Origin of the sequence: Novosphingobium cyanobacteriorum, from assembly GCF_029436685.1 — a bacterium.
GTDB classification, from domain to species: domain Bacteria; phylum Pseudomonadota; class Alphaproteobacteria; order Sphingomonadales; family Sphingomonadaceae; genus Novosphingobium; species Novosphingobium cyanobacteriorum.
Genome location: NZ_JAROCY010000019.1, coordinates 61,124 through 84,549 on the forward strand (window position 1 = coordinate 61,124; position 23,426 = coordinate 84,549).

General features: G+C 60.7%; 10 protein-coding genes. 5 read left to right on the plus strand and 5 right to left on the minus strand.

Annotated features, from left to right (window positions below; all coding sequences use genetic code 11):
* Positions 1 to 733: 733 nt before the first annotated feature.
* The gene (locus tag POM99_RS17500) at positions 734 to 1,405 is read left to right on the plus strand and encodes an RNA polymerase sigma factor (protein ID WP_277279776.1); all 672 of its coding nucleotides are present in this window, start codon (positions 734 to 736) and stop codon (positions 1,403 to 1,405) included.
* 11 nt (positions 1,406 to 1,416) lie between these two features.
* On the opposite strand, the gene POM99_RS17505 is transcribed toward POM99_RS17500, so the two are convergent.
* From POM99_RS17505 to POM99_RS17515, 3 genes are all read right to left on the minus strand, one after another.
* Entirely contained in the window at positions 1,417 to 1,920 is a 504-nt protein-coding gene (locus tag POM99_RS17505) for a PilZ domain-containing protein (RefSeq protein WP_277279777.1), read from the minus strand.
* Positions 1,921 to 2,291: 371 nt separating this feature from the next.
* Positions 2,292 to 7,445, minus strand: coding sequence for a family 16 glycosylhydrolase (locus POM99_RS17510; protein WP_277279778.1), 5,154 nt, complete (start codon positions 7,443 to 7,445; stop codon positions 2,292 to 2,294).
* A 334-nt stretch (positions 7,446 to 7,779) separates the two neighbouring features.
* Positions 7,780 to 8,802: a hypothetical protein gene (locus POM99_RS17515; protein ID WP_277279779.1), complete on the minus strand. Its 1,023-nt coding sequence runs from the start codon at positions 8,800 to 8,802 to the stop codon at positions 7,780 to 7,782.
* A gap of 642 nt (positions 8,803 to 9,444) precedes the next feature.
* On the opposite strand from POM99_RS17515, the gene POM99_RS17520 reads away from it, so the two are divergent.
* Both POM99_RS17520 and POM99_RS22415 read left to right on the plus strand, forming a co-directional pair.
* Entirely contained in the window at positions 9,445 to 13,572 is a 4,128-nt protein-coding gene (locus POM99_RS17520; RefSeq protein WP_277279780.1) for a hypothetical protein, read from the plus strand.
* A 1,297-nt stretch (positions 13,573 to 14,869) separates the two neighbouring features.
* Entirely contained in the window at positions 14,870 to 16,108 is a 1,239-nt protein-coding gene (locus tag POM99_RS22415; RefSeq protein ID WP_277279781.1) for an O-antigen ligase family protein, read from the plus strand.
* 489 nt (positions 16,109 to 16,597) lie between these two features.
* Here the strand turns inward: POM99_RS22415 and POM99_RS17530 are convergent, their stop codons facing one another.
* A complete protein-coding gene (locus POM99_RS17530) occupies positions 16,598 to 17,698 on the minus strand; it encodes an acyltransferase family protein (RefSeq protein ID WP_277279782.1) in 1,101 nt (366 codons plus the stop codon).
* Positions 17,699 to 18,425: 727 nt separating this feature from the next.
* On the opposite strand from POM99_RS17530, the gene POM99_RS17535 reads away from it, so the two are divergent.
* Together POM99_RS17535 and POM99_RS17540 are read left to right on the plus strand one after the other, a co-directional pair.
* On the plus strand, positions 18,426 to 21,431 hold the full coding sequence (locus POM99_RS17535) for a family 16 glycosylhydrolase (protein WP_277279783.1): 3,006 nt from the start codon (positions 18,426 to 18,428) through the stop codon (positions 21,429 to 21,431).
* A 401-nt stretch (positions 21,432 to 21,832) separates the two neighbouring features.
* Entirely contained in the window at positions 21,833 to 22,234 is a 402-nt protein-coding gene (locus tag POM99_RS17540; RefSeq protein ID WP_277279784.1) for a PilZ domain-containing protein, read from the plus strand.
* A gap of 39 nt (positions 22,235 to 22,273) precedes the next feature.
* Here POM99_RS17540 and POM99_RS17545 read toward each other — a convergent pair whose 3' ends face one another.
* On the minus strand, positions 22,274 to 22,795 hold the full coding sequence (locus POM99_RS17545; RefSeq protein ID WP_277279786.1) for a hypothetical protein: 522 nt from the start codon (positions 22,793 to 22,795) through the stop codon (positions 22,274 to 22,276).
* Between the last annotated feature and the right edge of the window lie 631 nt (positions 22,796 to 23,426).

The window sequence follows — 23,426 nt, forward strand, 5'->3', positions numbered from 1 at the left end:
GATGACGTTTGTAGCGGGGCGACAAATGCATGCTCGCCCCTTACCTGGAGGATTGGGCCACAAGGCGCCACCGCGTATATCGCTCGTGGCAGAAGGTTGGCTTCTACACGACGTGCGCCTCCCCCCCTGGCTTGGCAGGACGCCGAGCGGTGCAGTCGCGGGCTTGATCCAATGGCCGAGCGTCGCCGTGACGCTCGCCAGAGCCAGGCAAAAGGTGCGCACATACCTCTGGCACCGGGATAACTCAGGATTGGTCAGCTGGCTCCGGTTGAAACCAGGATGGCCCGCCCACCCCGATCCTCGCATGGAAGGCCAAGGCCCTGCAGCCCGCCGCGGGTCAGGCTCCAGCGCCTTGTGGCAGGTTGTCAATCGTTCGCGTCCTCTGCCAGCCCTGAGGCACTGGCAGCGGTCACCTGCGCTTGTTCGCACGACCAGGACCCAGAACGTGCAACGGCAAGATGTTGCTTCCCGCGAAATGGCGATGCGCCCGGTTGGCCATAGTATCCCGCTGGGTCCGGCTATGCAAACCTAGCAGGTCAGCCAATGCCTTGGTGGCAAGGAGTTGGCCGCACACGGCGATCCCAAGAGAGGCCGGCGGCCATCCGAAAGTCTCCCTTGGACGGGCGGGCAACCTGATCGCGCCTTGACGGAGTCGTCAGGTCGCGGTCAGGTTGGCGGACCATTCGCGAGCGACCGCAGCCAACCGGTTGGCCGCCATCGGTTACGGGGACACTTGCACCGGAACCAACCTAGCAGGAGACAGGACGGACAACGACGGACTGCTGGCCGAGGCCATCGTGTCAGGCTGCTGCCGCGCTTCCGCCGCTTCTGCATTGCCAGGACCGGCAGTACTGACACCGCAGACGACCTGTTGCAAGCTACCGTCAAGCGCGCCTTGCGCCACCAAAGCCTGTTCGACCGCAGCGCCAGCCTGCCCGGCTGGCTATTCCGTATTGCCCAGAACCTGCCCATCGACCAACTGCGCCAGGTAACGGACCTTGCCGTTCACTTTCATCATGAAGAGTTGATCGCCATTACAGGAAAAGATGGCGTTCGAGCCACCGGAGACCTCTCGGAACTGCAACGGGCGCGCAGGGCGCTTCAGGAATTGCCAATTGACCAGCGCACTGTCTTCAGTCCTGTCGTGATCGATGACTGCACATACGCCGAAGCTTCAGAAATCTCGGGCATTCCGGCGGGGCCGGTGATGAATCGACTGGAGCGGGGCCAGATCGGACCGGCTTGCCTGGAACCGCTCCTCCTGCCACCGATCGCGAAGGGGCTGTCAGGCGCTGTTGTGCCCTGGCATGGAGATGCAGCCGGCCTGATCGGCCATTTGTGTCCGCCCGTGGCTTCGCGCAAAACGCCGTCTCTTGCGCGATTGTCGGTCAAAGGTCCGTTCTAAAGCTGCAATCTTCAGAAAATTCGGGCAATCACGAGGACAATCCCGGTCCAGAGCGCTGCGCTCGCACCGACGATGACAGCAAGGCGTGTCCCGAGCCCGAGCGTTTGCGAAACCGGTTCGTCATACGCGTGGATTTTGGGGAACGGGATGACCTTGGGAGCAAAGGCGATCGTCGAACCGGGCTCGGTGCGAGGTGCGCTGCGCAGCAAGGACGCACTCACGACAGCACGGCTGATCGGGTTTAGGAACGCGCAACCATAATAGGGGCCCGAGGCCCAGACGACCTTTGCCGCAACGAGGCCGGCATCGGGCAAGCACACCTCAACCGCATCCCCGACTGCAAGACAACCTGGTGCCCGCGTCAGAAATCCTTCTTCGGAAAGATCAAGAATGATGGCCTCGAACGGCTCCGCACTTGCTGGGCGCGCAGTTGTAATGAGACGCAACGACCGGCGATGAACACTGCGTTCCTCGCTTCCTGCCGCATGGCCTGCATGTTCGACCTGAATCTGCATCGTCTTGCTCCTGTCGACTACAGGATCGCGCAAACGGGTTAAGAACAGGTTTGCAGGCGGCAGGATCGCGGCAATTATTTGCCGGTATCGATCCTGCGTTCAATATGAGGAATCGCTAACCATCCGGACCATCGATGGAATGAACCCTCGGCGCAACCGTCTCCACGAGGGCAATCCTGCGTCGCGCGCCCTGCCGGCCGGGATTGCTGCCATGAGATCCTCGCAGGCGCAGCCCACCCCCAGCTTCGTGTCAATTGCCGGCTGTGGGTGCGCAGGAGCCCTGGAACAGGAATGGCGTGAGCGCGCCCCAGCCCGAAAGTGCCCATTGCCCAGATCTTGGCTGACCTGCCGTAATCCAGGCCCGCCTCCTGTCAGATGAACACATAGTCCGACGCGGCAAGGTCGACGAAGACGCCGGTGAGCTTGATCGTCTCGGTGAAGCCGCCGTACTCAGACCCGGCGTGGATCACGAACAGGTCCGTCCCGGCGTCATGCGTGAGATAGGCATCGGCACCATAGCCCACGAAGCGCAGCACGTCGCCGCCAGCCACTCCGGCACCGCTAAAGTCGGTCACCCTATCTCCGCCAGCCTCGCCCTGCTGGAAAACGAAGGTGTCGATACCGCTGCCTCCGGTCAGGACATCGGCGCCGCCACGCCCATCCAGGACGTTGGCGCCGCTGTTGCCGCCAAGCGTATTGGCAAGCGTATTGCCGGTCCCATTGACCGAGGCGCTTCCCGAAAGCGTGAGCTTATCGACATTGTCCGTCAGCGTGTAGCTGATCTTGCTGATGACTCGGTCGGTCCCCTCGCCCGGTTTCTCCACAACGACATCACCGACGTTGTCGACCGTATAGGTGTCGCTGCCGGCGCCGCCGATCAGGGTATCCGCGCCCAGGCCCCCATCAAGCTTGTCGCTCTTGGTGCCCCCGACAATCATGTTGTCGAGTGCGTTGCCGGTGCCGGTGAACGATGATGTACCGGTATAATGGAGCGCTTCGATATTGGCACCAAGCACATAGGGGGTCAGCGTGGTCTTGACCACGTCGTAGCCGCCGTCGACCAGTTCGACCGGAACATCGGCGCTCGACGTGACGATATAGACATCATCGCCCATGTGGTCGCCGCCCGTGCCCGGATCGGGCGGCGTGACCGTGCCTTCAGTGATCGGCGCAGGACCTGCGACGCCGTCGAGGAGGTAGTCGCCCGCACCAAGGTTGGTGACGCCAGTCAGGCGGATGGTCTCGGTCATGCCCGGAAATTCGCTGCCGGCATGGATCACATAGATGTCCGACCCAGCAGCATGCGAAATGTAGGCGCCGGTGCCGTAGCCCTGCAGGCTGAGGATGTCCCCGCCGCTGGCACCCGCCCCGGCAAAGTCCGTCACTACGTCGCCATAGGCCTCGCCGTTGCGCAGGACGAAGACGTCGTTGCCGTTGCCGCCGGTCAGAGTGTCGGCGCCGCCACGGCCATCAAGGACGTTGGCTCCCGAATTGCCGACGATGGTGTTGGCCAGGGCATTGCCGGTCCCATTGAGTGCAAAGCTGGTCGCCAGCGTCAGGTTCTCGACATTGTCGGGCAGGATATAGCTGATCTGCGAAATGACGCGATCGGTCCCCTCGTTGAGCTTCTCGACCACGACATCGTTGATGTTTTCAACCGTGTAGGTATCGCTACCGAGACCGCCGATCATCGTGTCGACGCCGGCGAGGCCTTCGAGGCGGTCAGCGCCCTTGCTACCGGTCAGGACGTTGTCGAGAGCATTGCCCTTGACGCTGAACGCGGTCGTCCCGGTGTAGGTTACCACTTCGACATTGGCAGCAAGCGTATAGGTCCCCAGGCTCGTCAACACGCGATCGTAGCCACCGCCAGCGTTCTCCGTGACCGTATCAGCGAGGCTGTCGACGACGTAAGTGTCGTCGCCTGAGCCGCCCGTCATCGCATCGTCACCGCCGCCACCATCGAGCGTGTCGTTACCCGATCCGGTAAGAATGGTGTCGTTACCCAGACCCGCCTTCACGTTCACGCCGAGGGAGGACACCGAAGCGTCGAACGCGTCGTTGCCGGCAGTGCCATTGAGGCGCAAATCGGTGACCGACGATCCAGCAAGGTCGCCCTTCAATACGATCGACTGGCCCGTGAGGTTGAGCTGTTCGATGCCAGCGGCAGCGAAGTCGGTCGCACCGCTGGCGTTGAGCTCGAACTTCACATCGCCGCCCGCCAGTGCGAGGCCGATGCTGTTGGCGCCAAGATTGAGGACGTCAGTACCCGAAAGGCCATCGACCCTATCGTAAGTCAGCGTCGGCGTGTACGTGAACTGATCATCAAATGCACTGCCGAGCAAGGTGTCACCAGCCTTGACATCGGCAACGATGACCGTGAGTGCCTGGACCGAACTGTTGACTCCATCGGAGGCCCGCACCGAGACCGAATAGGTCGGTCCGTGACCCGCGTTCTCAAAGTCGGGTGCGCTGATGAACTTGAGTACACCGCCTTCGATCTTGAACAGCGCTGCGTCGTCGCCACCCTCGATGCTGTAGGAAATCGTCTCCCCGGTGGTGTCGAGGTCGTTCGCTGCGAGCACAACTGCGTCGGTCTGGTTCTCGCTTGCTGTAACTGCCGCACTCGAAGTGATGATCGGCGCGTTGTCGTTGACGTCCTGGACGGCCACGGTGAGCACCTTGTCGATGCTGTGCCCGGCGGAGTCGGTTACGCGAACCGTCACCTGGTAGGATGCCTGGTTTTCGAAATCCAGGGGCTTGGCGAGCACCAGCTTGTCGCCGACGATCTTGAACATGCCGCCGGCGCTGTCGGTCAGGACATAGCTGTTCACTTCGGCAACGTCAGGGTCGTCGGTCGAAAGCGTGCCGATGACGGTCCCAAGGCTTGCGCTTTCAGACGTAGCGCCGCCAGTCAGTACGATGTCGGTCGGCGCATGATTGACCGGAGGCAGGAACACATATTCGTCCGATGACAACCCGAACACGCCGACGATCTGGATCGTCTCGGTGACGTAGCCATAGTCTTGGCCCGCCGTGATCAAATAGAAATCCGAGGTGCCGATCTGGGTGATTGTCCCGTCGAGGCCATAGCCGATGAAGCTGATCCGGTCGCCTCCCGGGGCACCCGCGCCCTGGAAGTCGAGGATCTTGTCGCCATCGGCTTCGCCACGGGTGAAGCTGAAGGTGTCATCGCCGCCCGCGCCGGTCAGCATATCGGCGCCACCGGCGCCGTCTAGGATGTCTGTGCCTGCACCGCCGACGATCTTGTTGGCAAGTGCATTGCCAGTGCCGACAAAGTTGCCGGTTCCGACATAGTTCAGGTTCTCGACCTGGTCAGCCAGCGTGTACTGATCGAGACGTGCCTTGACGAGGTCGGCGTTGCCTTCCCCTGCATTCTCAATGATCGTCTCGGTCAGGTGGTCGACGAAATACGTGTCGTTGCCGGACCCTCCGTACAAGGTATCGTTGCCGGTTCCGCCGTCGATCGAATCCGCACCGTCGCCACCATAAATGACGTCGTCACCGTCATTGCCCTGGAGATTGTCGTTGCCCGCCCCCCCTTCAAGATAATCGTTGCCGGCATCGCCCTTGACCAGATCATCGCCTTCGTCGCCGAACAGGCGGTCATCGCCGTCGTTGCCGCGAAGGGTGTCGGCTCCGCCACCGCCGCGGACGATGTCGTTGCCATCGCCACCGTTCAACTGGTCGACGCCGAGACCACCCTGCATGGTGTCATTGCCGCCCCAGCCCGAGATGAGGCCACCCTGGTCGCCGCCCTGGATGTAGTTGTCGAGCCCGTTTCCGAACAGACTGTGCGAGCCATTGCCGATGTACAGGAGATTCTCGACATTGTTGTCGAGCGTGTAGCTCGACAAAGTCGTCTTGACGGTATCGATGCCGCGGTTGAGCCCTTCCATCACCTCGTCGGCAGTGGTGAGCACGAGATAAGTGTCGTTGCCGAACCCGCCCTCGAGAATGTCGACGTTGCCACCGCCCCCCGTCAGCGTGTCATCGCCCGCACCGCCATAGAGCTGGTCATCGCCCAGACCGCCATTGAGGGTATCATTGAAGTTGGTGCCGAAAATCTCCTCCGACGCATCGGTGCCGACCTTGTCGACTGCAACGCCCTTTTCGACCGTGTACTTGCTCGAGTAGACCCGGATGTAGTCGATCTCCATCGAAGCGGGAAATGGCGTTGTGCTGTCGGGATCGCCCGACCACGGACCGCCGCTGCCGATGTTGGCGATCATGTACATCGGCTTGTCCATGCCCGGTAGAGTCGGCATGGTCCACTGCGCGACACCATCGACGTACCACGTCAGATAGTCGGGCTCCCAATCGAGGCCGTACGTGTGGAACTCGGTCGTCGCGGTCGGCACGGTCAGCTGCTTGCCGTAGGCAATCCGATCGCCGTTCTCGTCGAGTCCGTGCGCAACGTTGATGATCTTCGTCGGGTCCCCGCCACGCTGCTCGACGATGTCGAGCTCGGGCGGCCAGCCGCCATCCATTGGCAGCAACCAGAACGCGTCATGCAACCCTTGGCCTGCAGGAAGCTTTGCACGGATCTCGAAGTAGCCATAGGTCTGGCTGAACGAGCCGACCGAGTTGATCATGCCCGAGCTGTACTCGAAGTTGCTGAACTTCGGCTGTTCCTCGACCGGGATGCGATCCATCGAGATCGAGAGCACCCCGTCATTGAGCGTGAACGGGTTTATCGTAACCGGATTGCCGAAGGCATCGATATCGCCTGGGAACGTGAAATACTGGATCGAGCCGTGGTCGACGGTCGAATGAGCCGCGATGCCGCTGCGAGGGAACAGCTGATACCAGTTGCCCGTGCTGCCGGTTCCTGTGTTTACGCTGAAAGTGTCGAAATCATCCCCAAATGTCTGCGTGTAACCCGAAGTCTGCGTGCTGAGCAGAAAGTTGTCTGCGGTGAAGTTGTTGATGTTAAAATTCTTGAACGTGATCGTGTCGGCTGACGAAAGCTTCATGACGACGTTCGCACCGCTTTGCGTCATCACCGCCTTGACCTGCTCGAACGTCTGGAAGTTGCCGAACCTGTACAGATTCACCCGATCTCCGGATGTGAAGTCCATGATCGTATCGTTGCCCTGCACGGTAAAGACATCATTGCCACCGCCGCCCGTCAGTTCATCGGCGCCAGTCAGGCCCTCGAGAACATTGTTTGCGCCGTTCCCCTTGATGATGTTGTTGCCGCCATTGCCGATTCCCATGATCGGCAGGTTCCCGACCAATACCAGGTTCTCGACATATGCGGGCAAGGAGTAGGTGAAGTCCGCATAAGCCGTGTCCGTGCCTTCACCGGGTTTCTCCGTGATGAAGTCCTTGGTCGAGTGCACGTAGTAGCTGTCGTCACCGAGGCCGCCAACAAGTGTGCTTGAACTCTTGTTGGGGGTACCAAAGGCATAGAACGCGTCATTGCCCGACGTTCCCATCAGCACTTCGCCGAGCGCGGTGCCGGTGATGATGTTCGTAGGAGAACCTGAAGAGGCAAGCGGCATGGGAAACCTTCTCTGATTGCTCGAACGTCAAGCGTTTGAATTAACGATCATTCATTCGGGTGCGGCGCGCGAGATTCGCAGGCCGGATGCAAGCCGGGTGATTATAAGAAGTGGTCAAAAGCGTAAACGCGATTAACCATGCCCGAATACCCACCTCCCCCGTCGTATCCATTTGGCACAGCACCCCGGCAGAGGTTAACGCTGCACGCCAAATAGCTGTGCCAGATCAGGGACCGAACCGGCATAAAGGCTGGTGCGTGAACACGCTGTGACAATTGACACACCGCGGCCGGCAAGCCCCATTTGCGCAAGCTGCCGCTGTGCCGCGACGGCGTCAGGCGGAAAGCTGGCGCAAGGCCTTGGCGACAAGTGCAAAAAACTGCTGGCTCCAATAACCGATCAAGTCGCCCATACCCGGAGTGCCTTCCGCCGCCGTCTCCTGCCCGCTTGGCGCTCCATGATCGTCCATCGCTACAGCCGATGGTCCGCGGTATCCGACCCCAACACTGCCGGCAGGTACGAAGTCACCCTTGGGCGGCTCGCCGAGATTGACCTCCCCGCTGACAGGCAGATTGGGAAACAGCACCCGCGTCTTGTTGTCATCCAGTTTGACAGCACAAGGCAGCCTGGAGGTAGCCGGCGGCCAGACGGCATTCTCGGGCCGCCGCAGCCTGTTCTGGAAAATGTATACCTCCCGCAGCGTCAACCTCGTGCTCATCGCGCAATTGCGGCCGTGAATCGTCCAGAGCAGGAACCCGCCCTTGTTGGGCCCAGCGCCCGGGAATGGTTCGCGTAGCGGCGGTGTATAACGCAGGTTCACATGCATCAGAGAAATCGGCCCGGTGCGCGAGGCGCCGTGCATGTCGGGAAGTTGCAGACCCTGGTACGCGCTGGTGGCGGTAAGATGATCGACGCGCAACTCCCTCACGCCACCCCAGGGCTGGATCACGTCCGAGTGGAACGTCGCCTGGGTGCCCTGCAGGCCCTCGACCCGGACACGCTCGACCTGGACCACGGCCGCAGGCGCGGCGATCGCGATGGCATCGAATTCACCACCGTCGGGATTGGTGATCAGCACACCCTCGATGTGCACCGTGCCGGTCGCACCCTTTATATAGATGGCGCGGCGCATCTTATCCTCGGCGGGCACCGCAATCTGCCCCCCGACGACCCACACGTTGCGTCCGCCCAGAATCACCGTAGATCCGCGCTTGACCCCTGCCGGCATGCGCAGGATGTAGTCCCGGCCAGGATCGAGCCTGCTGACTGTTGGTCCAGCCCCCAGCGTTATCGTCTCAGGCCGCTCGAGCCTCGGTGCCGGCCACTGAATTGGAGCGGCTGCCAGTGCGAGAGCCATGAAAAGCATCTGCAGTACCTCGTCAAAGGCCCCCGTGGCGGTCCTTACCTTCTCCGCTTTGACTGGACAAGGGATGTGGCCACACCTCGCGACAAGGGTTGGCCCCAGCCAGCAAGACAGCCTGAATTCCTGCCAGGCTCTGGATGCTCGAAGCAATTGCGTGGGGCTTGCTCCGCTGCGCGCCTTGAGCCGTTTGACCAAGTCACGGCTGGCTCACAGCCGCAGGCGGCCTTGACTGAGGTGACCAATGTCACAGTCGTTCGTTGCCCGCGGGAGTATCCCGCTTCAACTTTCCACCCGACCGGAGCCTGACCCTCATGCATGACAGGGCGCCTTGGACCGCACGAGCTTGCCATCGTCACTCGATGCGCTTGCCCCCCCTCGCGCGGGCTCTGATGGCCTCACCGCTCCTGGGATGCGCCATGCCAGGCCACACTACCTGAACCGCAACCGAATCTATACGAATTGCCGCGTATTCGTCCCATTTTGAAACACCTGGCGTGGTGCACTGCACAATCTTGCCGAAATCCCGAAATATCGTTAAATCTCCGTTCACCACGGGACCTCAAACAGGGTTAAGAAGTTTGCAATCCCCGCGAGCGGTGCGTTACCTCCGCTGCGAATCTCCGAGGCAATTTCCCTATGACCGATGTGCTGCAACTTCAGGCTGGCGCGAATGAAAGCGACATTGCCCACGCGCTCGCCCTCCTGCCCAACGGCGGCACCCTGATCCTGCCCGAGAACGAGACCATCCAGATTGTCGATGGCCTGAAGATCGATGTGACCAATCGTGACATCAATCTGGTGCTCAACGGTTCAACCCTTGTCCAGGCAGGCAACAGCTCGGTCATCACTGCCTCGGGTTCGATCACCAATACGCAGAGCGTCGGCCTCGACATCAGCGGGGACAACGCCAAGATCACCTTCTCGGGCAACATCAGCAACCTGAAGGTCGGCGACTGGATCAAGGTCGTCTCAGACGACGTGCTGCCGTTCGACAATCGCAACACGGCCGAGCCGACACGGCTTGGCCAGGCGATGCAGATCGTGGCGATCAACGGCAATACCGTCGAGGTGGCCGGCAAGCCGCTCTATGCCGACCAGTATGTGACGAATGTCCGCGCCGGCGAAATCAGCAGCGGCCAGATCAAGATTTCCGATGGCACCGTGATGGGAGACCAGTCACACATCGACTGGAACAGCGACCTCATCAATATCCGCAATGCGATTGCGCCCGAGATCAGTCACGTCACGGTGCGCGACGGCAATTCGATGGGCATGAACTTCGTCAACACCGTCAATGCCCTTGTTCAGGACAGCGCGGCGATCAACCTGCTCGACGACATCCCGCTCGGACACTACGGTTATGGCGTGCACTCGGCGAGTTCGGTCAACACGACCGTTATCGGCCTTTATGCCGAACGGGTTCGCCATGCCACCGACGACAATGGCGTGGTATCGGGCATCAACAATCCCAACCTCTCGGCCTATGGCGCCGATATCGGCCTGCACGTCAAGGACACGGTGTCCTACTACGCCTCGGCCTTCTCCTATTCCTTCCACTCCGAGGGCCGCAACGGCCTGCTCGAAAACGTCATGTCGTTCGAATCCCATGGCTTCGTGGGTTTTCGCGGCGTCGGCCATCAGCTGATCAATTCCGGCAGTGTCGGCGACGAGCGCGGCTTCCAGTACATGGAGTACGGCTACGGCGATTCGCGCGACACGGTCGTCGACAACACCATCGTGCGCGAGGCCGGCCGGTACATCTATGTCGTTTCTGGCGATCCCACCAACAACGTCATCAAGAACAGCTCGCTCGAATATGACCTGCGCGATGGCAACCTCGGCACAACCCAGCTGATCAACACCATCGTCATCAGATGGAACGGCGTCGACGACAACATCTTCCTGGGCAGCGAACAGGGTGACCGCCTGCTGGGTGGCCGGGGCGTCGATACGATCAATGGCGCCGGCGGTGACGACTACATCTGGGGTGGCGATGGCATTGACACCTTGACTGGCGGAGCCGGCAAGGACCGCTTCGTTTTCGATCACCTCGATTCGATCGACATAATCACCGATTTCCAGGCCGGGGCTGGAGGTGACACGCTCGACGTCTCGATCCTGGGCGCGCGCCATGGCTGGCGGGGGGATTTTCTTGCCAAGGGCTACGTTCAGTTCGTCCAGTCCGGTGCCGATACGCTCGTGAAGATCGCCCCTGAGCCTGGCGGAGATCTTTTCACGATTGCGCGGCTGCAGAATGTGTCGGCAGCCGACCTCACCGCAGACAATCTCCAGATGTTCCTGTCCGGGGGCTCGACACCGACCGCCACGCCGGTTCCCACCGGGACTGTGCCTACGGGTTCCGTTGCCTACAAGAAGGGCGTCAAGATCGTCGGCACGACCGGCAACGACTATATCGACGCGACCCATTCTGTTCCCGGACAGCCCCTGCCGACGAACGGTGCGGATTCGATCAGCACCAATGCCGGCGATGACTTCATTGATGGGCTGGGCGGCGCCGACACCATCAACGCCGGCGCGGGCAACGATACGGTCGTCTATTATCAGGGCGTCGCCGCGAGCCTGCAGGGCGGGTCCGGTCGCGATACCCTGGTGCTTTTCAACACGACCGACTTCATCGACCTGTCCCAGTCCGACCAGACAAGCGGCCTGGCCAATGTGTCTGGGTTCGACGACGTCGACGGCCGCGGATCGACTATCGGGCTCTACATCACCGGCAATTCCGCCAACAACAATCTCTGGGGCGGCAGCGGCGACGACATCATCGATGGAGGGGATGGCAACGACTCCATCGACGGCGGCGATGGCAACGATGTACTCGCCCTCGAAGGCAACCGGGACGATTACGCCTTCATCCGCATAAACGCCAATACCTGGCGCGTTCAGGACCTGTCCGGCAACCTTCCGTTCCGCGACTATGTGCGCAATATCGAACGGGTTTCCTTCGAAGACCAGACCTCGTTCATCGACGTCCTCAACCGCCCTCCTTCGGACGTGCTGCTGAGCGCACAGGCCGTGCAGGAGGGCCTCGCAACAGGCACAGTCGTGGGCGCCTTCACCGGCGTTGATCCGGATGTCTCGGAAATCAATACCTGGACTCTGCTCGACGATGCCGGCGGCCGCTTCGCGCTTGTCGGCAACCAGCTCGTGACCACCGGCGTGTTCGACTACGAGAACGATCCCAACACTTTCACGGTCACCGTCATGCTGACGGACTCGGATGGCCACAATTTCACCAAGACGTTCGATATCGCGATTGCAGACGTCAACGACGTTGCGCCCGTGATCAATTCGGCCGCGACAGTCACCGTCGCCGAAAACGAGACCCTGGCGCAGGTTCTGACTGCAGTGGATGCCGACACCACTGGTGAAACCCTCACCTTCAGCGTCGACCCGACGACCGGTGACGGGGCACTCTTCACCATCGTCAACGGCAACGAACTCCGCTTCGTCAATCCGCCCGATTTCGAGAACGTCGACCATGCGCCCAGCTACACCGTGTCGGTCATCGTTTCCGACGGCATCCAGAGCACGAGGCAGACGATTACCGTCAATGTCAGCGACGTGAAGGCCGGCGACACGCTGCTGGGCACTTCAGGCGCGGACATCTTCGGTTATGCAAGCTCGCTCACTTACGATGGCGTGGACGGACTTGACGGGATCGATACCCTCAAGGCGGCCGTGAGTGCCAGCGGGGGCTGGATTTCCGCCAATGGTGCGATGGCAACGCTCGATCTCAACGGCGACGGCGCTGTCGATTTCCGCGCAATCAATGTCGAGAAGCTCGTCCTGACCGGGAACAATGTCGCCTTCCAGTCGAGCCTAGCAGGGACAGGCGTCACCGACGTTTCGATCGCCGGTACTTCGGCAGCAGACCAGTTCGACGGCAGTCTGGCGGGCGTCAAGTTGATGCTGTCGGGCGCGTTCGGCGACGACGTTCTGATTGGCGGAAGTGCAGCCGACATCCTCGATGGCGGTATGGGCAACGACCAGATGATCGGCGGCGGGGGTGACGACACCTATATTGTCGATTCTGCCCTCGACCAGGTGACCGAGGCTTCGGGTGCCGGCTTCGACACGGTGCAGACCGCACTCAACACCTACACCCTCGGTATCAATGTCGAAGCGCTGGTGTTCACCGGCAGCAGGAACTTCACCGGCAAGGGTAACGCACTCGACAATCTCATCATCGGCGGCAGCGGCAACGACCGGATCGAGGGCGGCGCGGGCGCCGATACGATGATCGGTGGGTCGGGTGGCGATACCTACGTCGTCGACAACGTCAACGACATCGTCGTCGAGAACGCCAACGCTGGCAATGATCGCGTCCTTTCCACCGTCAGCTACACGCTGAGCGACAATGTCGAAGGGCTGACCCTGACCACAAGCATGTCGCTCAGCGGCACCGGCAATGCGATCGCCAACTCCATCATCGGCAATGGCGGCGCCAACATCCTTGACGGGCGGGGCGGCGCCGATACGCTGACTGGTGGGGCCGGGAACGATACCTTTGCCTTCCAGCGCGGCGAAGCTGCAGGCGATGTAGTCACCGATTTCACCGGAGCTGGCGTTGCAGGCGGCGATGTCCTGCGCTTTGTCGGATTTGGCGCCGACGCCTACCTCACGCATGATGCCGGGTCGGACATCTATGAGATCCATGCCGGCGCGGCGTTCGGCGGCATCGTCGAGACGATCCAGCTTGTCGGCGTCACCAATCTTGACAGCGGGGATTACCTGTTCGTCTGATTGTCTCAGCCCTTGCCCGATCGTTCCAGTCGCCCCTATGTGGCCCACGCCACGGCGGAAGCTGGGATGTGCAGTGCGACTGCTGGTGCGGTCCGGAAAAAGGCCATTCATGATCAGCAAAGCCGGCGGCAGCGGGGCTGGCAATAGCGTACCTGTTCGGGACTGCCCTCACATCGCACGGCACCAAGAAGGACAGGGCGAGCTTAAGCGGGACAACCCGGTTCCTGCAAGCTGCTGTGCAGTAGCTGTGCATCGCCGCCAGCCTCACGCCTTTGACCAGCCGGGCACAACCGCTGGAGATTGCGGTACCGTTGATATCGCGGCCTCCGTCGCCGAACGGCAACGTCAGAGCTATTCGGTCTCGGATCCCAACGCCCCCACGCTCCCAAGTCGCAATCAAGGGTTGTCGCGTTTCGGTGCCCCCCACCGTGCTGTCGGGGGCGGAGGCCGAGCCGGAATGGCACAGCCGGGGCGCGAAAGGAACCGATCAACTGTGACGAGAATGGGGCCGGCAGCTGAAACTCAGGCTGCGCGACTTGCGCAATGCCCGGTTTAAGCCGGTCCAAGGACGCAAGCCACATAGAAGCTCCATTCCGGAAAAAGCGCAAAGCTGGAGATGATGCAAGCGGTGTGGTTTGCGCTTCGCAAAGCGCCTGACTGGCCACGTCGAAGCGCACGCCCGGAATCCGGCACTCTGTCCGCCGCGATCGCGGGCCCAAGACTGCTCAAACCTTGCGCGTCGTTGCACTCCTCGGCGATCAAGAATTCTGACAGGATAGATGCCCCCCCCCGCCTGGCCGGATTTTAAACCGCCACAACATTCCCAGCCGCAACAGCCTTCCTGCAATGCGCGTTCACCAGGGCGGAAAACGCGCCCGGATGTCCCGACTACCATTCGATAAGACTCTTGCGCTAGAATTGTCGCAAGAATGTTTCGCCAGAAGACCAATTGGAAGCGCAGCGAACTCACTGGCGTAAAGCGTTGCGCTGTGGGAGCCCCCCCCTTATGCTCGCCAAGACAAACTGGGCCCACCACAGAGCGCTTGCCTAGCCGGATGAAGCTCGAGCCATGGATGGTGTTGGATGATTGACCTGTGTATCGGCCGTTTGGTAGTGCGCTCCATCTTGGACAGCGGTTTTTCCGTGCAGGGTCGTGCGCCGATCGTCATGCGCGTACCCAGCCTGACGATGACAGCGGAGCAGTGAAAGGCCGAATGCTATGATGCTCAAGACCTTCACCCGGCCGACCGCCGAACCGCGCTACGTGAAGCAGATTTCGGTCATCGCGGCCTGCCTCGTGATCTTTGCGGCGACGACCATATTCCGCATCCGGGACTATACCGACAAGTCGATAGACTTCCAGGTCATGTTCAAGATGATGTGCGTGGGCCTCAGTCTCGTCGTCCCGTTGGTCGCGCTGGTCAGTCGTCGCATGTCCCTTGCCGATCCGATCCTGGGCGCCTGGCTGCTTACCCTGCTCTCGCTCGTCATGTCCGCCACCCAGGCGGACAACCCGGTGCTTTCGTTGATGAACAGCGTGCCCATGCTTGGCTGTTTCCTGTTCTGTGTCTGGATGACGCAGCGTCTGGGCGAAGATGTGGTCGTCAATCTGCTGATCCTCCTGGTCGGGGGAATCGCGGTCATCTCGCTTGTCGTCTATTTCGCCTATCCCGAGCTCGGACGCATGCACGCCTGGCTCGGAAGCGAATTTGGCGAGAACAACCGCATCCAGGGGATTGCCGGTACGCCCAACGGTCTGGGCTCGATGACGTCGATGGCGCTCATCCTGACCATCCTCTATTTCCGTCGCCTCAAGGGACGAATGCGCTCGCTGGTGCTGCTTGCGGCAATCCCGATCGCGGCCTGCCTCGTCATGTCGAACAGCCGCATGAGCATGGCCTCGCTGCTGGTTTGCCTCACCATCTATATCATGCGTCGGGGCAACCGGGCCGCCAACATCGGGATGGTCGCGCTGGTGGTCGCATTTGTCGGAGCCCTTCTTCTTGCAGCGCCTGATCTTATCCTGAGTTCACTCGCGCGCTCAGGCCAGGCTTCCGAAATCACCAGCGGAACAGGACGATCCGAAATCTGGACGGTCGTTATCGAGCACATCGCCGCAAGGCCGGTCGCGGGATATGGCTACGCCATGTCGACGACGATCCTGCCCCAGGATCCGCGCCTGTTCTCGGTGGCAGCGCACTGCCATAACATGTATCTTGAGGTCTTTTTTTCGGGCGGCATCATTACCTTCGCACTGCTGCTCGTGGCCTTGGCCGCGACGCTTTACGCAGGGCTGCGCGCTTCGTGCTTCGAACCCATGGTCGTCATGCTGTTCTACCTCCTGCGAGGCATCACCGAGCCCGCGCCATTCGACAACCTGCCTTCGTTCGCAGGATATACCTTCTACCTCGCAATTGCGATCATCGTCCTGCGTTCGCGCCAGTTCCGGGCAAAGGAGCTGCAAGACCAAGCGATGGTGGCCCGGTCCCTGCTCGACCGTTGCCGCGGCAACCTGACTGCCGGCGCGCCGGCCTGAATCAGGGCCGGCGCTGAAGGTAGACGGGAAACCGGCCTGCTTGCATGCGGCCCACGCATGCGCCATCCGGGTTGGCCGCCTGCACGTGCAGCCTCTCGTTTTCTGATAGATGCGAACGCTCTGCGACTTCGCAAGCGCACGCAGCATCAGGCCCATGCAGCAGATGCGCTGGGGCGCTCTGCATCGAGTGGATCGAAGCCAAGCGCCCGTCCCCGGCCTCGACGCGTCGCCGCCTCGCAAGCCTCGTTCTGACAGGCGGGTCGCGGGCGAACATGTCCTGTTCTCTGCAAATCCGGTCCAGCTCGATCCAGATTCCACCGGCTGAACGGACGGGAATGATCGCCGGCCTCAATCATGGGGGAGCGCCTTGTCCGGCACCAGACACCTCAAAGGCGCACGTTGCCCGATTTCCAAGGCACTGATCCTGAAAGGTTCAGCCCGGTGTGAAGGCGAGAGTGCTCGCGACCATCACCGGGCAGAACGCCAGCCTCATCCGGCCGGCACCACCTGCGGCGGGCGCCTTGATGCCTTGCCCCAGGGCTTCTCGAACAGGAAACCCAACCCGCCACGCGTCAGGATCGCCCAGATGGCGATGGCAAGGGCGGTAACAGTTGCGACGAAAAGCACCGGATAGATTGCCAGGAGCGGTGCCGTGCCGCGGATCCAGCCCATCATGCCAGGCAGATAGTGCATTTCGGCAAAAGTCAGCAGGCTGATCAGCATGGGGTGGAGCACGTAGAGCTGCAAGGTGTTGCGACCAAGGTACTTGAGGACCGAGACCGGCCTCCAGTGCGAGATCAATGTCCCGACCATGATGATCGTCGCCGATCCGATTAGGCCTGCAGGCAACCAGGCGCCTGGGAACTTCTCGCCGAGCAGGAAGATCAGGCCAACCGACAGGACGTAAGCCGCCATCATAAGCGCAGCGTAGCGCCAGTTTGCACGGGCGGTGACCTGATTGATCAGGTCGGGACACCGCGCGCCGAGCAGAAAGAAAAAGCCGCAGCGCATGATGTAGGAAGGCTGATCCACAAGCTGCTCGGACAGGCCCGAAATGATCGCGGCGACACCCAGGACTGCCCATATCGGCAGCCGCATCGTGGCTCGGGCGATGATGTTGTAGAGAGACAGGGCCCACAGGAACCACAGGAAGGAATAAGGCGCCACCAGCTTCAACAGGACGGTGCCCACAACTTCGGTCAGCGAGAACACCTGGCCGACTTCGACGAACTGCAAGGTCGACCCGACGATCTGGTTGATGAAGAGCCAGATCGTGTACATGTAGAGGAGAAACAGCACGCGTTTCTCGAACAGCACATTCCAATCCTGCTTCACCAGGCTCTTGGCGAGATAGCCCGAAATCAGGAAGAAAGTCGGCATGCGGATCGGCTTGGTCGCACTGACCAGCACGTCCCAGATCTTGCCGATCGTCCCCGTCCCGGCGATGTCGGCATAGTTGTGTCCATAGGAATGGACGAAGATCACCAGCAGGATGGAGATTCCGCGAGCGAGATCCAGACTGTCCAGCCGGCTGACAGCCGGCGCAGCGGGTATCGCTTGCGATGTATCACCAATTGCGGCTTCAGCCATGCGCTTCCTGCCTTCCAATGCTGCAGTGCAGCGTCTTGCCCCAGAGCGCGACGCGGTACAATATCCCAAATCCACCGGCCTGTCTCAAAACGGACGCAGATGCGGCAAAAGGAACGCAAATGGCCGCTCCAGCAGGGTCGCTCGTCCGACAATCCCGGTAATCCTTCCCGAGCCGCGCCGAGCCGACCGGCGAAGCGCGCTTGCCAGCGCCCCGATGGCTCTTACCCTCGCATCTCTGCAGTCCCTTGCGGCTGGACCGCGTCGACCCAATCCAGCATCGGTTGCTCCAGCGATTGCGCCCGATCTTGCAATGCACCGCTGATCTCGGTCCGACCGACCAGACGATAGCCACACGCCTTTGCTGCAGGGCGCCGGGAACCGGTCTCAAGCCATGAAGCTCGATCAGCATCGGGACGGGACGCAACGGGAGCCGCGCGCGGTGACGTTCGACAACATCGCCAAACGGCTCGCCTCAAAGATATCACGGTTCATCGCTAAGTATTGATTTCAGATACCAGATCTCGAACCACTGAAAGCAAGATACGTTCTTCGTTCCCGGCCTGGCCTGTTGGCTCTGCGAGTCACCGCTCTCAATAGCACCGCACTTTTTGCCAGATCCTTGATTCTGCGAAAATATTATTGACAGAGGCGGAGAGCAGGAGTTTACTTTCCATTAACCAAAACATAGGGTCAGCGCGTTGCGATTCTTGCGCAAGGAGCTTCCCTGATGTTGCCGATTTCTGCCGATCCGACGAATTTCATCGACGCGACCGGGCTTTCCCAGATCCTGATCGGAACGGACGGCAACGACCGGTTCAAGACCTTCTATGGCAAGGTCGGCTCGAGCGAGAGCTGGATGTACGGCGGCTTCGGCGACGACACTTACATAGTGCTTTCCTCGAAGGACCGTGTCATCGAGAATGCGGACGAAGGCATCGATACGGTTCGAAGCGACTGGTTTTTTGCCTTGCCCAAGAATGTGGAGAACCTGGTCCTGACAGGATCGCTCTCCGTTGGTGCGACCGGCAACGCCCTCGACAACATCATCATCGGCAATTCCGGCAACAACATCATTGATGGCGGACTTGGTGCCGACGAGCTGACCGGCGGGGCTGGCAACGACATGTTCGTGCTCAATGGCGACGACATCGTCGTGGACTTCCAGGCCGGAGATTACTTCGACCTGCGCGACGCAACCGGCATCACCTCATTCAGCCAGGTTGCCGCCGGCATGCTACAGGACGGCAGCGACGTGCTGCTTTCGCTTGGCAGCGCGGGCACCGTCAGGATCAGGAACGCGACTGTTGCGCAATTCGACCAGGGCGATTTCCTGCTCAGCACCAACCTGTCGCAATACAAGCTCACCTTCTCGGATGAATTCGATACGATCAGCCTCAATACCGGAACCGGCAGCGATGGCACTTGGTACCCGCTGTTCTCGAGAACCGGGCTGGCCGCCCACACCACGCCCGATCATGGCTCGGTCCAGTACTTTACTTATCCTGACGATACCGGAACCTACGGGCAACCGATCGGCATGAACCCCTTTTCGATCCAGGACGGCATCTTGACGATCACCATGGACAAGGTGGCGCGCTCCGAACAGTACAAGATTTACGGCTACGATTACACGTCGGGCATGATCAATTCACTGGCGACCTTCAGCCAGACCTATGGCTATTTCGAGATCAAGGCCAAGCTTCCGGTCGGCCAGGGCCTCCATGATGCGTTCTGGCTGCTTGGCGCCGACGGCACCTGGCCGCCCGAACTCGATATCGTCGAGCAGAAGGGCAACGATCCCAACAATGTCATCACCGTGGCCCATGCGACGAGCAACGGCCAGCGCATCTCGCACGCGAAAATCTACAATGTCCCGACCGCCTCGACCGAATTCCACACCTACGGGCTTGATTGGGAACCAGACTTCCTGACCTGGTACATTGACGGCGTAGCAGTCCGGACCCAGCCGACCTGGCCGGGGATGGACGTTCCGATGTATCTCATTGCAAGTCTGGGCGGCGGTGGGCCCTGGGCGGGAGATCCGGACGCGACGACGCCTTTCCCGGCACAGTTCCAGATCGATTACATCCGCGTCTACGCCAGCGAGCACACCGTCGAGAAGGGTGTGCCTGTCGACAAGGTCGGCACGGATGGTGCCGACAAGATCTATGGCACCAGCTTGGGCGATCGACTGAACGGTGGGCTGGGCGACGATCGCCTTTACGGCCTTGCAGGCAACGACACGCTGATCGGCGGAGGTGGCAATGACCTGCTCGACGGCGGGTTTGGCGACGACCGCTACGTCATCGTCAGCGGCACCGAGAAAATCGGGGAAGGTGGCAACAATGGCATCGACACAGTCGAAACCGCCCTTTCCAGCTATACGCTCGGCATCAATGTCGAGAATCTCGTCTACACCGGTACTGGCTACTTTACCGGAACCGGGAACGGCGAGGACAATGTCATCGCCGGAGGCAATGGCGGCAATACGCTCAACGGCGGAGCAGGGAACGACACGATCTATGGCGGTGTGTTGGGCGATCAGGTGAATGCAGGTGACGGCAATGACACCGTCGATGGCAGAGCGGGCAACGACACCATCCGCGGCAATGCCGGCGACGACAGTCTCTTCGGCGGAGAGGGCGAAGACCTGATCAAGGGCGACGACGGAAACGACCAGATCTTCGGCGGATTGGGGCTCGACAATCTGCAGGGCAATGCAGGTAACGACATCATCGATGGCGGCATCGGCAAGGACCGCATGGTAGGCGGAAACGGCGACGACACCTACATCGTCGACACAACTGCCGATACGATCACCGAGTTGCTCAACGAGGGCACCGACACCATCCGCACCGCCCTTTCCAGCTATACGCTTGGCGCCAACCTCGAGAACCTCGAATATACCGGAACCGGCTCCATTGTCGGCACCGGCAACGAACTCGACAACCTGCTCAAGGGCGGTGCCGGGCAGGACTTCCTGACCGGCCTTGGCGGCAACGACACATATATCATCAACAGCACCGGCGATCAGGTCATCGAAGCCGACAATGGCGGCATCGACACGATCCGGACGGACCTGACGACCTATAAGCTCTCAACCAACCTGGAAAACCTCGCCTATACCGGTAACCGTGCCTTCACCGGCACCGGCAATAGCGCCGCCAACGCAATATCCGGGGGGGCACTCAATGACCGCTTGGACGGACAAGCAGGCGCCGATACGCTTGCCGGGCTCGCTGGAAACGACACGTATGTGGTCGACAACATCAACGATGTGGTCCTGGAGAACCCCGGCGAAGGCCTCGACCGGATTCTGGCCAAGGTAACGTTCACGGCCAGTGACAATGTCGAAACGATACAGCTTTCGACAAGCAAGTCCATAAACGCCACCGGAAATGCCCTGGCCAACACCCTTGTCGGCAATGGCGGAGCCAATGTCCTCGATGGTCGCGCCGGGGCCGACGTGCTTACCGGAGGCGGGGGGAACGATGTATTCCAGTTCCGCTTGGGTGAGGGCCAGGCCGATGTGGTCAAGGATTTCAGCGGCGCAGGTGCGTTCGGCGGCGATCTTCTCCGGTTCGTGGGCTACGGGGCCGACGCCCAGCTCATCCAGATCGGGAACTCGGACTTTTACGAAATTCACGCAGGCATCGACGGCGGAGGATCCATCGAAACCATCCAGGTTGTCGGTGTTACCAATCTTGCTGCGCAGGACTTCGTCTTCATCTGACCAAGCGCTTGGCGGGACCAAAGCCCCGCCCGCCAAGCCCGTTTGCCTGCAGAGACCCATGCCTCCATTGTGGCCGGATATGGATACCACTTGCTGGTCGGGAGCGGTCATCATCGTCAAGGCCACGCCGACAGCCGGGCAAGTCGTCGGCGTTGGCTGACGCGCGCTCAAGGTCAAGAGACGGGCAATACTTCGATTGGGGTCTTCGCTTGAAAGGTTGCCCTACTTCACGTGGTAGATCACATTTGCTGACAGGCACTCGCGCTGCCTCCACCCGATTGGCAACCAGGGAACGAAGACTGCCCGGATTCCATGAGGAATATGAAATATTAACCAGACGTGTTCCACAAATTGCCCACAAATTTCCCGCATTGCGTGACTATTCATCATGGGAGTCCAGCATGACCACGCGCGACCGGCGCAAGACGCACCGCATTGCAAGCGAGAACGTCATCCATGTCAGAAGTGCGATGCAAAAGATCCACGGAGTCTCGCTGGTGGATCTTTCTGTGTCGGGCTGCCGCGTGAAGGTACTGGGCTCGTCCATTGCTGCTGGACAGCTGCTCATCGTGCGCCCCGAAGGGATCGAAGGGCTTGAAGGAGTCGTCCGCTGGGTCGAGGATGGTGAGGCGGGCATCGAGTTCAACCGCCCCCTTCACCCCAGTGTGCTCGATCACCTGGTTTCCCAGCCGCACCCCTCACACGGTGAGGCTGACTCCGTTTATGGTCGAACTCCCGTTTTCGGGAGTTCCGCGATGCTTCCGATTAGCCGGAGATTCGAGGTCTATCGTAGCGTCGCCTGATGCAACCCAGGTTGGCTGGGAGCGCCGTTGGATCTCGGCCTAGACAGACAGGCCGACCAGTGCGCTTGCACGATCGTGCAGCATGAGTCGCTTGCCATCGACCGAAACTCCCAGGCTGTCGATCGTCAGTTTGCGCTGCTGGGCATGCGACACCAGTCGCTCGAGGGCGATTTCGTGGTTGTCGAGGATCTGAAATCGGATTGCAGCCTCATCACTCTCGTGCACTATCGCATGGCAAGCACCAACCCGGCGAAAACTCCAGCCAGGCGGCGCAACCCATTCATTTCTCAGGACGAGGATGTGGGGTGCCCCATCATGCAAGCCCAGCCTGATGGTGAGCTGCATGGCACCACCTGAGACCTCCGGCATCGCGACCTCGAAGGCAGGTGCGCCGGCGAACACGACCGCGACAGGTGTTGAACGCAACATGACCCCTTCCGGCAGCCGGATATCGGGCAGGCGCATGCCTGCAAGGTAGCCGAGGTCGCGCCTATCGAATTCGGCCTGCAACGCGATAGGGTTGGCAATCAACGTCCTGGGAATACCTGCGCTTTGGTCCATTTGCCGCAACGCGGGGATGCAGGCAGGGCATGCAAGAAATTCCGACAGTTCCGGGCAAAAATGATCGACGCGGCAATACCGGAAGAATGTGCAGCCACACCTGACACATCCATAGCCCGATCGCCGTCGCGCCAGCGGCCTGTCAAACCGATCCGCTTCTCCAAGAACTGCCAGTGTCATTCGCGCCCCCATACCGGACAAGCAAAGCTCCGTCGCGACCCGCCTTTCTTTTCCCATCCGCCAGATTTCTTTTTTCGAAGCCTCAGTGCTCGCTCAAGCGTTGTCAAGTCGTCCCCACCGACAAAGGTGGTGCTGCTCTGTCCCCGCTCGGATTGGTGGGTTGCAAAGGCTGGTCGGTACGATTGGGCATATTCCTTCTACCAGGCTGGTGAGCGGCGGCCGGCACCAGGGATCCGTGGGAAGGTTACGACATTTTCATGTTATCCTGCCGGGAATTGGGGTAGGACGCCCGCGATCGCCGCGGTATGGCGTAAACGATTGGACTACAGTGGATCGTCAATTCCTGAGCCTGTTTATCCAGCGCTACAAGGGCAACTTCATCCTTGTCGGCGTAGCCAGCGTGTTGCTGAACGTGCTGGTCTTCGCGGGCTCTGCGTACATGATGCTCGTT

Coding starts and splice junctions, on each gene's coding strand:
- POM99_RS17530 (WP_277279782.1), bottom strand. CDS start 17,698: ATGGCTGAAGCCGCAATTGGTGATACATCGCAAGCGATACCCGCTGCG.
- POM99_RS17510 (WP_277279778.1), bottom strand. CDS start 7,445: ATGCCGCTTGCCTCTTCAGGTTCTCCTACGAACATCATCACCGGCACC.
- POM99_RS17545 (WP_277279786.1), bottom strand. CDS start 22,795: ATGGACCAAAGCGCAGGTATTCCCAGGACGTTGATTGCCAACCCTATC.
- POM99_RS17505 (WP_277279777.1), bottom strand. CDS start 1,920: ATGCAGATTCAGGTCGAACATGCAGGCCATGCGGCAGGAAGCGAGGAA.
- POM99_RS17520 (WP_277279780.1), top strand. CDS start 9,445: ATGACCGATGTGCTGCAACTTCAGGCTGGCGCGAATGAAAGCGACATT.
- POM99_RS17515 (WP_277279779.1), bottom strand. CDS start 8,802: ATGGCTCTCGCACTGGCAGCCGCTCCAATTCAGTGGCCGGCACCGAGG.
- POM99_RS17540 (WP_277279784.1), top strand. CDS start 21,833: ATGACCACGCGCGACCGGCGCAAGACGCACCGCATTGCAAGCGAGAAC.
- POM99_RS17535 (WP_277279783.1), top strand. CDS start 18,426: ATGTTGCCGATTTCTGCCGATCCGACGAATTTCATCGACGCGACCGGG.